At 56.0% G+C, this 14,446-nt stretch carries 14 protein-coding genes; 4 read left to right on the top strand and 10 right to left on the bottom strand.

Annotation, left to right across the window (positions count from 1 at the left end; translation table 11 throughout):
- Positions 1–6: 6 nt before the first annotated feature.
- Both ACG98I_RS09895 and pth (ACG98I_RS09900) read right to left on the bottom strand, forming a co-directional pair.
- On the bottom strand, positions 7–831 hold the full coding sequence (locus ACG98I_RS09895) for an SDR family NAD(P)-dependent oxidoreductase (RefSeq protein ID WP_394720441.1): 825 nt from the start codon (positions 829–831) through the stop codon (positions 7–9).
- A 46-nt stretch (positions 832–877) separates the two neighbouring features.
- On the bottom strand, positions 878–1,546 hold the full coding sequence (gene pth / locus ACG98I_RS09900; RefSeq protein WP_394720443.1) for an aminoacyl-tRNA hydrolase: 669 nt from the start codon (positions 1,544–1,546) through the stop codon (positions 878–880).
- 49 nt (positions 1,547–1,595) lie between these two features.
- Between pth (ACG98I_RS09900) and ACG98I_RS09905 the strand changes: the two genes are divergently transcribed.
- The 4 genes from ACG98I_RS09905 to ACG98I_RS09920 all read left to right on the top strand — a co-directional run bounded on the left by ACG98I_RS09905 (position 1,596) and on the right by ACG98I_RS09920 (position 5,625).
- Positions 1,596–2,606, top strand: a complete 1,011-nt coding sequence (locus ACG98I_RS09905; protein ID WP_394720445.1) for a nitronate monooxygenase — start codon at positions 1,596–1,598, stop codon at positions 2,604–2,606.
- An 87-nt stretch (positions 2,607–2,693) separates the two neighbouring features.
- A complete protein-coding gene (locus ACG98I_RS09910) occupies positions 2,694–4,145 on the top strand; it encodes a glyceraldehyde-3-phosphate dehydrogenase (RefSeq protein ID WP_394720446.1) in 1,452 nt (483 codons plus the stop codon).
- 123 nt (positions 4,146–4,268) lie between these two features.
- The gene (locus ACG98I_RS09915) at positions 4,269–4,694 is read left to right on the top strand and encodes a hypothetical protein (protein WP_394720447.1); all 426 of its coding nucleotides are present in this window, start codon (positions 4,269–4,271) and stop codon (positions 4,692–4,694) included.
- Positions 4,675–5,625: a hypothetical protein gene (locus ACG98I_RS09920; protein ID WP_394720448.1), complete on the top strand. Its 951-nt coding sequence runs from the start codon at positions 4,675–4,677 to the stop codon at positions 5,623–5,625. The genes ACG98I_RS09915 and ACG98I_RS09920 overlap by 20 nt, the downstream gene beginning before the upstream one ends.
- Before the next feature lie 21 nt (positions 5,626–5,646).
- Here ACG98I_RS09920 and ACG98I_RS09925 read toward each other — a convergent pair whose 3' ends face one another.
- The 8 genes from ACG98I_RS09925 to ACG98I_RS09960 all read right to left on the bottom strand — a co-directional run bounded on the left by ACG98I_RS09925 (position 5,647) and on the right by ACG98I_RS09960 (position 14,429).
- Positions 5,647–6,537: a fumarylacetoacetate hydrolase family protein gene (locus tag ACG98I_RS09925; RefSeq protein ID WP_394720450.1), complete on the bottom strand. Its 891-nt coding sequence runs from the start codon at positions 6,535–6,537 to the stop codon at positions 5,647–5,649.
- A 36-nt stretch (positions 6,538–6,573) separates the two neighbouring features.
- Positions 6,574–7,107: an aminoacyl-tRNA hydrolase gene (pth, locus tag ACG98I_RS09930; protein ID WP_394720451.1), complete on the bottom strand. Its 534-nt coding sequence runs from the start codon at positions 7,105–7,107 to the stop codon at positions 6,574–6,576.
- 113 nt (positions 7,108–7,220) lie between these two features.
- Positions 7,221–7,862 carry a 50S ribosomal protein L25/general stress protein Ctc gene (locus ACG98I_RS09935; RefSeq protein ID WP_394720452.1) on the bottom strand — a complete coding sequence of 214 codons (642 nt, stop codon included), beginning with the start codon at positions 7,860–7,862 and terminating at the stop codon, positions 7,221–7,223.
- Positions 7,863–8,109: 247 nt separating this feature from the next.
- Positions 8,110–9,471, bottom strand: a complete 1,362-nt coding sequence (locus ACG98I_RS09940; protein WP_394720454.1) for a hypothetical protein — start codon at positions 9,469–9,471, stop codon at positions 8,110–8,112.
- A gap of 272 nt (positions 9,472–9,743) precedes the next feature.
- Positions 9,744–10,487: a DNA alkylation repair protein gene (locus ACG98I_RS09945; RefSeq protein ID WP_394720455.1), complete on the bottom strand. Its 744-nt coding sequence runs from the start codon at positions 10,485–10,487 to the stop codon at positions 9,744–9,746.
- Between the two features lie 42 nt (positions 10,488–10,529).
- Complete coding sequence (locus ACG98I_RS09950) at positions 10,530–11,504, bottom strand: ribose-phosphate diphosphokinase (protein ID WP_394720526.1); 975 nt, start codon at positions 11,502–11,504, stop codon at positions 10,530–10,532.
- Positions 11,505–11,622: 118 nt separating this feature from the next.
- Positions 11,623–13,104: a bifunctional UDP-N-acetylglucosamine diphosphorylase/glucosamine-1-phosphate N-acetyltransferase GlmU gene (glmU, locus tag ACG98I_RS09955; protein WP_394720457.1), complete on the bottom strand. Its 1,482-nt coding sequence runs from the start codon at positions 13,102–13,104 to the stop codon at positions 11,623–11,625.
- Between the two features lie 83 nt (positions 13,105–13,187).
- The gene (locus tag ACG98I_RS09960; protein WP_394720459.1) at positions 13,188–14,429 is read right to left on the bottom strand and encodes an MFS transporter; all 1,242 of its coding nucleotides are present in this window, start codon (positions 14,427–14,429) and stop codon (positions 13,188–13,190) included.
- Between the last annotated feature and the right edge of the window lie 17 nt (positions 14,430–14,446).

Below are 14,446 nucleotides of genomic sequence, written 5' to 3' on the forward strand. Positions count from 1 at the left end.
GTCTGATTAGTCTAGTGATACATCTAGCTCTTGCCCTAACTGGTCAAATATGATGCGGGCAAGCTCACGATCTTTATCACGCTTGCCTCCGCGGGAGATCTGATAAGGCTTGAGGTAAAACTCGCCCGATTGGTAGTGCACGCCTTTGGTGCCAGTCAATAGTTGCACGAGGCGCTCACCGCCCTGCGTGGCCGTGCCCATGCGCGCGGCAATGGGCCCGAAGTTATAAATCGCACCCATGATTGATTTTGAGGTCTTAGAAAAGTTCGTGGATAGCACGCCCGGGTGAAAAGCTACCGAGGAAATCTGATGATCATGCAGGTAGCGGCTGAGCAAGACATCGCCGAGCTTCGCGTTGCCATAGGCACGCAGCGGGGAGAATTTCTCAAAAGTATTGGGGTCTTCAACGTCAAAGCGGGAGAAGAGATTCGCCGCAATCGAGGACGTATTGACCACCACTGAGCCCGGATCGCGCAGCTGATCCTTCAGCAGCGCCGTCAAAAGATAAGGCGCGATGACATTAACCTGCCACGTGCGTTCATAGCCATCAACGGTGCGCACAGCGGTGTCGAAGAGTCCGCCGGCGTTATTGGCCAGGCCGGTGATGGGGCCGAGCTCTTGGAGCTTTTCCGCCAGTGCCCGCACTTGGTCTAGCTCGCCGAAATCAGCGATATGAAATTCGGTGCCCAGCTCACGAGCAACCGCGCGGGTCTTCTCGGGGCTGCGGCCAACAATGACCAAGCGGTCTTCAGGGCGCGTTGCGTGCAAGATGCGTGCCGCAGCAGCACCAAGGCCATCCGAAGCGCCAGTTATGACATAAGTTTGAGACATAGCAACTACTGTAAAGAGTCCTGCAGGCTAGAAATTGAAAGCGGGCTTAGCCTTTGCTGTGAATCGTATTTTGCGCCTTTGACAAGCCATTGATCACAATTTCCTTCGCGGCCTTCGCGGCTAGCGCGATGGCATCATCAAAGCCGGCACCAGCATTAACTGGGCCCAGGACATAACCGGGAATCGAGGATCCCTTCGGTGGGCGCGCAATGCCGATGCGCACGCGGACATAATCACGGGTGCCTAACTTCTCCGTCAAAGACTTCAGACCGTTATGCCCATTTTCATTACCGCCCAGCTTCAAGCGGATCTTATTTTCCGGCAGGTCTAGCTCATCATGCAGCACAATAATGTTCTCCGGTGCAATGCCAAGCTGCTCCGCCACGGGCGCGACCCCTTCGCCAGAGAGGTTCATAAATGTTGTCGAACGCGCCACGACCACGCTGTGTCCGTCAATATCTAATACGGCTGCCTGCAGCTTTGCGCCCTTGACCGGCTGCAGCAGGTCACCAGATTCCGCGAGCAGGTCATCAACCGCCATGTAACCCACATTGTGGCGGGTGGCAGCGTACTTCGTGCCCGGATTGCCCAAGCCAACAATAAGCCACTCGGCGCTGTCAGGTAGGACAGCGTACTTCGCTGCTGCCTTCGGAGTCGCCTTTTGCGTTGGGGAGGATTGACGGAAGCGGTCCAGCAAGTTCTTGAATAAATTCACAGTCCTAGTCTGACATATTGCCCGCGGCAATTTGGCATAGTGGGCTGGTATGAGCAGTGTTCTGGAATCTTTGTCTATCCCTATTCTTCCGGCGCCCATGGCGGGTGGGCCCACCACGCCGCAGGTGGTCAATGCCGCAGCCACAGCTGGCAGCCTGGGAACCTTGGCATGGGGCACGCTTTCAGCCGACAAAGCTAAAGCAGAGCTTGCCGATGTCACCACCGACCTCTTCGGCATCAACCTATTTGCCAAACAGCCAGAATTGGCTCGTGAGGCGATGCATGCCGCAGAAGCCATTGCGGAAGCGGAGGGCGTAGCGTTAACTCCAGCGGATTTCAGTAATGGGTGGGATGAAAAATTAGACATCGCGCTCACTGCAAATCCGCGCCCGCAGATGGTGTGGTCCATGTTCGGTACTTTCACTCCTGACGAAGTCGCGCGCCTACACGTCGCGGGCATCGAGGCGTGGACCACCGTGACCAATGAGGAAGAAGCCCGCGCAGCCCATGTCGTCGGCGTGGATGCTCTCTGCGTCCAAGCGCCTAGTGCCGGCGGACACCGTGGCGTGTGGGATCCCACTGCAGAACCAGACCAGCGCTCATTAGCAGAGCTCGTCCGCGCCATCGCAGGTATCACCGACCTGCCTTTAATTGCCGCCGGCGGATTGCGGGATGCCCACGATGTTCACGAAGCATTGTCTTTATCAGGCATAAAAGCCGTATCGTGTGGCTCGGCATTTTTGCTTAGCGATGAAGCAGGCACCAGCCTGGTCAACCGCGCACGCTTAGAAAGCGTGAGGGTAAAGAACGAGAAAGCAGGGGAGGCATCGGTCAGCACCCGTGCTTTCTCCGGACGCTACGCCCGCGGCCTAGCCACGCCGTACACCCGAGAGCATCCAGACAGCCCGGCTATCTACCCATATTTGAACCAGATTTTTTCCGCGCGCCGAGCTGCCGGTGATGAAGATGTTGCCTATTGTTTGGTCGGAATTGAGGCGCACCGCATATTCGGGGGTAGTGTGACCAGCGTTTTGAATGGTCTGTGGGAAAAGCAAAAATAGTTGTTGTTAGTATTTGTGGTTGATACCCCCATGGACGTTTAGATGAACGCACACAAAAGTGCTCACAATGCGCAAAGGAATGATTTCGTGACTGAGTCCGCACCTGAATTTGAGAACTGGAACGAGCGCGTCAAGGCCGCTCAAGAGATGATTCCACTCATCTACCAGCTGCACCGCAACAATAATGTTGTGACCTCCATTTTTGGTCGCCTGCTCGTGGGCGTTACTGACATTGACATCATCAAGTCACACCGTTACGCCCGCCGTCTCATCAACCGCGACCTCGGCACCGCAGAAACCCTTCCTATCCTGCGCGAACTGGTGAACATGAACCTGGGCACTGCGTCCATCGATATGGGTCGTTTGGCCGAAGGTTTCCGCGAAGCACAGACCGATGACCTGCGCGCATACCTGGAAGAAGAGCTTAAAGAAGTCGTTGGTGCGGCTACTGAGAATGAATCCCGCGACGTTGTGCTCTACGGCTTTGGCCGCATCGGCCGCCTGCTTGCGCGCATCCTGATTTCCCGCGAGGCAGCCTACGGTGGTGTGCGTCTGCGTGCCATCGTCGTCCGCAAGAAGGGTGATGAGGATATCATCAAGCGTGCGTCCCTGCTGCGCCGTGACTCCGTGCACGGTGCATTCAACGGCACCATTGAGGTCGATGAAGAAAATGAGGTCATCTGGGCAAATGGCACCAAGATCCAGATGATATACGCCAATGACCCAGCCGACATTGACTACACCTCCTACGGCATTGATAATGCGGTCCTGGTCGACAACACCGGTGTATGGCGCGACCGTGAGGGCCTGAGCCAGCACCTGAAGTCCAAGGGCATCTCCAATGTTCTTCTGACTGCACCAGGTAAGGGTGATGTGAAGAACATTGTCTACGGCATCAACCACGCTGATATGTCTGCAGAAGACCAGATTCTGTCCGCGGCATCTTGTACCACCAACGGCATCACCCCTGTGCTGAAGGTCATCAATGACCGCTATGGCGTTGTGCACGGCCACGTGGAAACCGCGCACTCTTTCACCAATGACCAGAACCTGATTGATAACTACCACAAGGGTGACCGCCGCGGCCGCGCTGCTGGTCTGAACATGGTTCTGACCGAGACCGGTGCTGCGAAGGCCGTGTCCAAGGCACTGCCTGAGTTTGAGGGCAAGCTGACCGGCAACGCAATCCGCGTTCCTACCCCAGATGTGTCCATGGCGGTACTGAACTTGGAGCTGTCCAAGGAAGTTGATGTGGATGAAGTCAATAACTTCCTGCGTGATGTCTCCCTGCACTCCAACCTTCGTCAGCAGATTTCTTACATCGCATCCCCTGAGGTCGTGTCCACCGACTTTGTCGGCTCCACCCACGCCGGTGTTGTAGACGGCCTGGCTACTATCGCTTCCGGCAAGCACCTGGTGCTCTATGTCTGGTACGACAATGAATTTGGCTACTCCAACCAGGTCATCCGCATTGTTGAAGACATCGCCGGCGCGCGTCCAAACGTGCTCCCTGAGCGCTTGGATCCTTCTGCGCTCTAAGCTTTAGCTAGATTCAATCCTCCAGCCGCCTCACCGACGTCGAGTGCCGCTGGAGGATTTTTGTGCCCATTCCCACAAGGGGATATCTCGGTATTGGGAACCAGTGGCGGTAAGGTGTGCACCATGAGCGACACCCCTAAAGAAGACACAGCCACATCAGCTATCAGATACCTGCCTGTCATCATCTGCGTGCTGGGCATGCTGGTTGCGCCCTACGTAGTCGCCATCGCTGCACCGGCCGCTGCCGCGGGCTGGGTAGTAATTGGAGTCTTCGCCGCTCTGACTGTGGCATGTGGTTTGTGGTTCGGTGCTGTCACCAAACCTACTTGGTGGTTTCCCGTCCTTATCGGGTTTGCCTTCATGCTGGCCAAAGCGCTGTATTTTCAAGACAACGTGACACTTTATGCTTTTGCTTTCGCAATCCTGGCGGGGATTGGCACCCTTCTTACTGGCGCTAATAAGTTAGAAGATGACGAGGCCGCAGAAGAAGCAGAAGACAAAGCCCATGAATTAGGCGAGGAGGCTTCTCGTGGAAACCTGGACGCTTAATCACCCAACCCTGGGGCGTATTGAGCTTCAGCGTGGCTATGATGCCGAGTTTGCAGAGCTTGATGACACCTGGCCCGAAGAAGCCAAAGAATACACGGATGTTCCAGTAGATGCTGGGATAAAACAGCGCCTCGAGGCTTTAAGCTCGAATCCGCCGGTACGTGGCCGGATTCTGCTCAACGGCAAAGTCTTGCACCGCCTGAGCACCATGAATAAAGGACGCTATGCGCTGAAAGATTCCGTTGAAGAGGACAAACTCACCACGGAAAATATTGGGCTGGATCGCAGCAAACCTCACCTGAAACTCACGACCAACTTATTCAATGATGTTTTAGAGCTCGAATATCGCAAGGGTAGTGAGATTGTACTTTTTGAGCCACCCGAAGGTAGCCGTGGTGAGAAGCGGCGTGAGGCCATGGAATCCAGCACGCTCAAACGCGTCGGTTTTCCGATTCTCGCCGGTTTAGGCAAAGGCGGCTGGGCGATTGCCGTCATACTTTTATCCCCGCTCATCTCCCGCCTGGTGCAGTGGATAGCGTCCTTCCTTCCGGATATTAATATCAGCCTGCCGGAGATGCCGGAATTGCCCAGCATCGAGCTTCCGACGCCGACACTGCCGCAGATCCAGCTGCCGACGATGAGCTTCAATTTTGACATTGACTTACCTGAAGCACCCGGGTGGGTGCTCTTTATGGCGGAGTACAGCAAGATTTGGGTTCCAGTACTCATAGGTATCGTGATCGGCCTGTTGGCGCTGCGTAATCACAAGAAGTCTGAGGAAACCAAGCGTGCGTGGCAAGAAAAGCAGCGCGCTGGGAGCACCGCGGCGGTGCCGGCTGGAAGCACCGAGCAAGCCACCCATGGTGAGACCGATGGAGATGCCGAGGAGGCATCGGAAAGAAAAGGCTCAGGCCCTAAACCACAGCGTTAGTGCGGAAGCGAAGCAACGGCACTAGCGGTGGCATGTGCAGTTGGGGCCACAGCCGCTAGTAGGTTCGCCATAGCGCGTGGTGTTTTCGATGTGCCCGAGGCCGTCGATCTCAATGCGCACGGTTTGGCCGTCCTGAATGAACTCATCACTCGCGAAGCCCACGCCCTCAGGGGTGCCGGTGACAATGACATCGCCTGGGTTAAGCGGATAAAGCGATGAGCAGAACTCAATGAGACGCGCAACAGAGAAAATCAGGTCATCGGTGTCATCATCTTGCTTGACCACGCCGTCCAGGGTGGTGCGCACGCGGGCATGATTACCGGGCGACCATTCATCGGCGGTGGTCAACCACGGCCCGAAACCGGCGGTGCGGTAGAAAGACTTACCAGCATGGAATTGGCTGGTTTGGCGTTGAATATCGCGCAGCGTGTAATCATTCATGATGGCATAGCCCGCCACATGTTCCAGCGCGTCTTGCTGGCTGATGCGGTGCGCCCGCTTGCCGATGACCACCGCCAACTCACCTTCATAATCCAGCTTCTTGGTGCCGTACTCAGGGATGAATACGTCATCATAAGGGCCGGTGAGCGCGTCCGCGAATTTAATAAAGAGGGTAGGGTGCTTGGGGAATTCGCGGTTCATTTCGCGGATATGCTTAGCGTAGTTGAGCCCGACGCAGATGATTTTTTCTGGAGTAGGCACAACTGGCGCGAGGTCTTCGGAGGCAAAGACAATGGGTTCGCCGGAAAGCTCGGCGGCTTTCGCCCAGTCGCCGCTGCGCAGCAGGGCACCTACGTCGTCGAAGTCCAGCTCAACGCCGGTGAGCATCGAGGAGCTCGAAAGTGAGGTCGGTTCACCCTCAATGCGCACGGCGGTGGTTCCAAAAGCAGTCTTTACGGTAGCCAGTCTCATACCGAACCACTCTAGTTGTTCAGCCGCGGCATCCGCTTATATTTGCTCAATGAGATCTGCGGCATCCGCGCAGATAATCGGCAATTCTTCCAATTCTTTGCGAGCAAAAGGCTTGAGCACATACGCACGCGGTTCCATACGTCCCGGTGGCCTGCCGATACCACATGAAAGCCGGTAATAATCCTTCGTTCCCAGCGCCTTGGTGGTATCACGCAGACCATTGTGCCCGTGGTCCCCACCGCCGAGGCGCAAGCGGACTTCGCCAAAGTCCATGTCCAATTCATCGTGGATGACCACGATGTTTTTCGCAGCAAACTTGAAATAGTTGCTGAGCGCTTTGACCGCGCCGCCGGAGACATTCATGAAGGTACGCGGCTTGGCAACAATCACCTTGCGGCCCGCAATGTTGAGCTCAGCGATATCAGCATTGGTGCGCTTATGAGCGGAGAACCTGCCGCCGTGACGTTCTACCAACTCGGTAGCGGCTTCGAAACCAATATTGTGCCGGGTCTTGTCATATTTTGGACCAGGGTTTCCTAGGCCCACCACCAATAATGCATCAGTTGTCATGATGTCCCATTAAAGCACAGCACCCCGCTGCGGCAACCTGATGGTTGCTCACAACGGGGTGGGAAGTGTGCTGCACGGCGGCAGCAAGCTCGCGGGAGCTTTAGAAAGCCGAATTACTTGGACTCAGACTCTGCGTCCTCAGCGGACTCAGCGCCAGCGTCTGCGCCGCCCTCTTCAGCAGCCTCAGCAGCTGCCTCGATCTCTTCGTCAACCTGTGGCTCGGAGATGGAAACGATTGGGGTCTCTGGGTCAGCAACCAGGGTGGTGCCCTCTGGCAGGGTGACGTCAGCAGCGGTAACAACGGTGCCGTCTTCCAAGCCCTCGATGGAAACAACGAGCTCGTCTGGAATGTTCAGTACGTCAGCTTCAACCATCAGAACGTCTGCGTCAGCAATCGACATCATGCCTGGTGCTGGCTCACCGGTCAGGGTGACAGGAACCTCAACCTCAACCTTCTCGCCACGCTTAATGGAGAGCAGGTCTAGGTGGTCCATGTCCAGGGTCAGGACGTTCTGGAAGATGTCCTTCACCATGGTCAGGTGCTGCTCGCCGTCGATCTCCAGCTCCAGAACAGCATTTGCGCCGTGGTAGCGGATCAGGGTGTGCAGTTCCAGGATTGGTGCTGCGAAGTGGATTGGCTCGGTGTTGGAACCGTAGATAACACCTGGAACCAGGCCTGCGCGACGCAGACGACGTGCGGCACCCTTGCCGAATTCATTACGAGCTTGTGCCTTAATTACTGGACGCTGTGCCATAGTAATTCTCCTTGAGATAAAATTTAAAAGTACTTGTTCAAGTCAGATCTAAAGGCGAAAGGCAATCTTTGCGACATGCAAAAAGCCTGCCAATGAATCTCGTCTTGGTCGAGTCATCGCAGGCGTGTGCATACTCATCGCGTCGATAACGGCTGTAAGCAACCACACTGTGAAGCAGCGCGGGAGGTTTACAAGGCCCTCGCCGAGACGCCATTAAACCTACCAGCTGCCATATGTGCAGTACAAATCACCGCTGAGAGTGATTACTCAGGCTTATCTTTAGTTTTTCAGGCCGGGGCTGTGTGGACTGTTCCGTCAGCACGGATTTTGGAGCAGTGAAGTCATCCGCATCGAAGTCCGAGTCCGCATCTGAGGACAGCTCCTCGACTGCCTCAGAGATAGCAGTCTTCTCCAGGTGCTTAGCGGAGAGGTTGGAGCCCAGGATTTCCTGGGAGAGCTGGCGGCGGTGTTCCGTGTTGAACTTCTGCTTTGGGTCCACCATGCGCAGCGCCAGGTCACGGATCTTATCGCGGTGCTTCATTTCCGTGGTCATCTCGGAGCGGCCACGGGTTAACCAGGTCCAAATCAGTACGACAATCTGATCAGCGCCAGGTAGCCAGTAATTGGGAAGACGAAGCCGACCAAGGTTGCAAAGTCCAGGAAGGACAAGATGAAGCCGACGATAACCAAGATGATCAGGGCCATGTGGAAGCGCTCTGGCTTCTTGGCCATCACGCGACGGGGAAAGGGAGTAGAAATTGCCCAGTGCGGTGGAGAAAATCATCACGTAAATGATAATTGAGGCAAAGGTTCCCAATGGTTGGCTAATTGACGTAATCAGGCTGAGTGTTGGTAGCGCGTCCTCGAATACGGTTTCTGAATTGAAGAGCATGGCGATGACCATCATTACCAGCAGGACACCAAAGAGCAGGCCACCGATGACGCCGCCGCGACCAGCGGTCTTGAGATCCAGTATGTCGCCGCCCATGATGATGCCCATGGAAATGCCGCCCATCATGGCGATACCAACATAGTTAAAGGTTGATACCCACCAATTTGGCAAGGTGGTGGCAACATTGTCATTAGCGAATTGGAAGGCGGCACCGATGTCCGTTGGCGGGGTGAAATAGGAGTGCACGGCCACAATAACCAGCAGCGCCACGATGAATGGGGTAATTGAACCCAGAATATTGGTGATCTTTTCTACGTTGAAGAAGCCACAAATAATCACTGCAGCTGCCATCAGAGCAGAGCCGAACCACAGTGGTACGCCAAATTGCTGGTTTAAGTTCGCGCCCGCACCGGCGAGCATGACAAAAGAAATACAGAATTGGGTAAAGGTAATCGTGTAATCAATAAACCGCGCCATGATCTTGGACGTCACGGACGTAAACACGCGGTCGTGGGAGGTGGCTTGGAAGTAGCTACCGTATTGCATCCCAATCATTGCGACTAGCGGCATCAGAGCCATGGCGATAATTGCACCGATAATGCCCCAGCCACTGAATGCGGCATAGTACTGCAGCATTTCCTGGCCCGAGGCAAAGCCCGCGCCCACGGTACAGCTGAAATAGGCTATGCCGAGAATGATCGCTTTTTCATGTTTCATACTCCAATAGTGTTTTTAAAAATGTGAGAAACCTATTAAAGAACCATGCACACGTGCGCCGAGCTTCAAGCACCGATTGCCTCTTCCTGCAACCAGGAGTGGAACTCTTAAGGCCGTAACCTGCATGAATTCAACAGAGCAATTATATGTGAAAGATGTGATCTAAAATCGAATAGAAAATCCAATTAATTGGCAGAAAACGTCAAATAATCTTTATCTTAAGCGTGACACTTCGGTTTACCAGCGGAATCGAATGTAACCTTACATAACTATTACAAGTGCTTCAGCGCTTCGCGCACAGAGAGTTTGACCAGGCCATGGTCACTTCCGGCAGGGCGCTGCGCAATGAAGTCGTTCACCCATTTTGGGTTATGTCGAGCATAATCACGCAGTGCCCACCCGATGGCTTTATTGATGAAGAATTCATCGGAGAAATCCGCATCCGCCCCGATATTGGCGTCAATCACATCGGCTAGAAGCACGGGATCGGTTTTCTCACCAAGGCTGAGCTGGCACAAGATAGCGATGCGCCGAGTCCAGAAATTCTCATCCACTGACCATTCGAGCATGCGCTCGCGAGCGGCGGCGGCATCGGCAAGCGAAAGCGCTGCAGCATTCCTAGTGGCCTCGCGCGGCAGGAGAGTGGTCCCAGCACACTTAGCCAGGTGGTCGACTGTATCCCACCAGGACTTGGTCTTCACCAGTACTTTGAGCTGGTCTAGATCGTGCAGGCTCAGCTTCTGCCGGCGCAGATGGTCGACCGCAACGTATTGGCATTCGCGCGCGGGATGAGCCCATAGCACCTGGACGAAATCCCAGTCCAGCTTCTTGCCAGACAGGATCGGCGCGACTGCCTGCTTGCGCGGGGTAGACGCGATGCCGAAGAACTCAAATTTCCCGCGCATGTAGGAGGACATGCCTTCGGCACGAGGGGAATTGGCAAGCACGCTTAAGGCGTTGACTGCCTCGGTGGCAGTAGGCGAGAGTGCGAGATCAAAAAAGCTACTCGGTGACATGGAAGGCATGGTCACCAGAGTAGCTTTGGGGCGAGGAAAATCTTAAGCGGACTCGAACAACGTGGTTACGGAGCCGTTCTCGAAAATCTCGTGGATGGTGCGGGCCAACAGTGGCGCGATGGACAGCACGGTCAGGTTGGACCAGCCCTCAGTGGACTGCGGCAAAGTATCGGTGGTGATGACCTCTTCCGCGCCGCACTCAGACAGGCGCTCACGCGCAGGGTCAGAGAAGACACCGTGGGTGGTGGCAATAACAACAGAGCGTGCGCCAGCCTCACGCAGGACACGAACAGCGCCGGCAATGGTGCCACCGGTGTCAATCATGTCATCGAGCAAGATGCAGTCGCGCCCCTCAATGTCACCAACCACGCGGTTAGACACGGTCTTATTCGCTTCAGTGGTGGAGCGGGTCTTGTGTACGAAAGCCAGTGGGGCATCGCCCAACTCATGTGCCCACTTCTCAGCAACCTTGACGCGGCCTGCATCAGGGGAGACCACGACGATATTGTCGGTGGAGTACTTGGACTTGATGTAATCAGTCAAGATTGGCATCGCGTGCATGTGGTCGACTGGGCCATCGAAGAAGCCCTGAATCTGATCGGTGTGCAGATCCACAGACACAATGCGGTCAGCGCCCGCAGCAGCCAGCAGGTCAGCAACCAGGCGCGCAGAAATTGGCTCGCGGCCCAGATGCTTCTTGTCTTGGCGGGCATAAGGGTAGAACGGCAGGATAGCCGTGATGCGCTTTGCGGAACCGCGCTTCAGCGCGTCAATCATGATGAGCTGTTCCATCAGCCACTTATTCAGCGGCTGGGTGTGGGACTGCAGCACGAAGCAGTCTGCGCCACGCACGGATTCATCGAAACGGATGAAGATTTCCCCGTTAGCAAAGTCGCGTGCAGTGGTAGGCACCAAATCGGTGCCCAGTTCCTTAGCCACAGCCTCACCCAGTTCTGGGTGGGCGCGGCCGGAGAACAGCATCATATTCTTGTGGCTATCAGAAATCTTGCCGGTCATAGCGGTCATTGACCTTTCATTGAGTGTGGAATGCTTGACGCTTCTAATTCAAGGAATGTAATCAAGAAAGAAAATCACCTTCAGAAATAATCTAGGTGATGACTCCTTAGAATTTAGACTAATTTTCTGGATTTACAGAATCATCAGCCGTTGAAGCCGTGCTTTCGCCTGCTGCAGCCTCTGCCGCATCAGCAGCTGGAGTACCCGGACGCTTCTTGGTGACCCAGCCTTCAATGTTGCGCTGCTTGCCGCCAGAAACAGCCAGTGCTCCTGGTGGAACGTCATCCTTGATGACGGTACCGGCACCGGAATATGCGCCATCGCCCACGTTCACCGGAGCGATGAACATGGTGTCAGAACCAGTGCGCACATGGCTGCCGATGGTCGTGTGGTGCTTATTCACACCGTCGTAGTTCACAAAGACCGAAGACGCACCGATGTTGGAGTGCTCACCCACGGTGGCATCGCCAATGTAGGTCAGGTGTGGCACCTTGGAGCCGCGGCCAATCTTGGCATTCTTCGCTTCCACGAAGCCGCCGAGCTTGCCGTCTTCGCCCACTTCGGTGTTCGGACGGATGAAGGTAAATGGGCCGACATTAGCGTTGGCGCCGATGACGGAGCTTTCGCCCTGGGTGCGAATAACCTTGGCGCCGCGGCCGACCTGCATGTTGGTCAAGGTGGTATCAGGACCGATGATAGCGTCATCTTCAATGGAGGTAGTACCCCAGAGCTGGGTGCCTGGGTGGATGGTGACATCGCGGCCGATGGTCACATCAACACCAATCCAGGTGGTCTGTGGGTCAATGACGTGCGCACCGCCGCGCATGGCATCTTCCACGATGCGGCGGTTAAGCTCACGACCTGCGGCAGCCAGCTGCACGCGGTCATTGACGCCTTCGAGCTCGCCGGCATCAGCAGCCACAAAAGCACCTACGCGGTGGCCGGCTTGGCGTGCGATTTCCAGCACGTCAGTGATGTAGAGCTCGCCCTGGGAATTATTAGAATCCAGCTTGCCCAGTGCATCACGCAGCACCTTGCCATCAAAGGCAAAAACGCCGGAGTTCACTTCATCAATAGCGTGTTGCTCCGCAGTGGCATCTTTGTGCTCCACAATCGCGGTGACCTCGCCGGATTCATTGCGCACAATGCGGCCGTAACCAGTGGGGTCATCCAGCTGGATGCTCAGCACGGTCACGGCGTTGCCTTCTGCCAGGTGAGTATCGCGCAGCTTGCCGATGGTTTCCGAGCGCAGCAGCGGCACATCACCATTGGTCACAATCACGGTGCCATCAAACTCCGGAATTGGCGCGAGGCCGCAGCCCACGGCATGGCCGGTGCCATTTTGCTCTTCCTGCACGGCCTGCAAAATGTCGCGGCCGAGCTCGCTGGCAACAGCGTCCACGGCAGGGGAGACCTGGTCGCGCTGGTGGCCGACCACGGCAACAATATGCTCAGGTTCGAGACCCGCAGCCGCATGCAGCGCATGGCTGAGCAGGGACCTACCTCCGATTTCATGCAGGGTCTTCTGCTTGGCGGACTTCATACGCGTACCGGCACCGGCTGCTAAAACAACAACGGCGCTTGGGGTGTGTGCTACCACGAGGTTAATACTCCTGACGTCAGGCTTTACTTATATCCGTTGCCAATCATAACGCCGCGGGCGCCAGGTCGCGCCAGAAACTCCTATTTAGATACCTCTTCTAGCCGCCCGGCGCGCCACACGCCGAGGAATCCGACGCCGGCAAGGAAGATGAGGGCCCAGGCATTGCCTGCTGATGCAATGATCGTTGATATCCCGCCCACCAGCAGCAATATGATCCCCATCAGGGTATTGCCGGCAGCGACATAGTGGGTGCGCTTGTCGCCTTCGGCCATGTCTGCGACATAAGTTTTGCGGGCTACCCGAATTCCGGTGTGCACGAGCTGGACGGCGAAAAATCCGAGCGGCAGAAGGTAGAAGTTGATTGCTGCGGGCAGAGTGGCCGCGGCCAGCACGATGAGAATGAGCAGCGTGGAAGCGAGTCCTGCGCTATAGGTCATGACTTTGCAGGAAGAGATATCAGACAGCTTGCCGGAGACGGTTCCACCGCACAGGGAGGCCAGTCCGGAGGCGAGCATGAATCCGGCCAGGCTGCCTAGGGAATCATTGCCCACAGTGTGTGCCAGCGTGACGATGAATGCTGTGGATAGTGCGGTAACCAGCATGAGCGCGCGGACAATCACGAAGTCACGGAACTGTTTATCCTGGCGAAATAGCGTCCAGGTATCCGTCCACCAGTGATTGGCCTCGCTCTGCTCGGGCTTTGCCGGAGCCTGCTGTCCAGCAGGCTCTGTAGGGGGTTCGGAGATGCCAGCAAAGACTAGAGCCGCCACCGCCCAGGCGACAGCGCCCACCAGCAGTAGGGCGATGATGCCTGTGCGGTCCAAGTCGCCCAGAAGCACAAGCAGACCGGCCACAATCAATGTGCTGATGCCGCCAACCGTGGTGGCGCGGCCGGTGACAGTGCCGCGCTTGCCCTTGGAAATAGTGCGGCCTTGCACGTCCTTGCCGGTGATGGAGCACAGTGCACGGCCGAGTGACAGTACGCCTAAGAGGACGAGGATGATGAGGCCGAGGAGGAGGCCATCGGCAAGCAATGCTGTGACCGCGATGGCCAATGCGGCCAAGGCTTGGATGCTGCTGCCGAGCATCCACAACCTTTTGCGCGAAGGGCTCTGAATAACCCACTGCGTCATGGCGGCCTGCGGGAGCATGGAGCCGGACTCGCGGATGGGCACGAGTAGGCCCGTTAAACCGGCGGGGACGCCTGCTGATTGAAAGAGCCAGGGCAGCACCGTCTTGGCGGCGACCAATTCATCGCCTAGGTTTTGCAATCCATTGGAGTAGACAAAACGGTGCGCATTGCGGGATTCAGCAGGCTTCATGAGCTTTAAGCTTAGAC

Source organism: Corynebacterium sp. L4757, assembly GCF_043673995.1.
In the GTDB taxonomy this organism is placed as follows: Bacteria; Actinomycetota; Actinomycetes; order Mycobacteriales; family Mycobacteriaceae; genus Corynebacterium.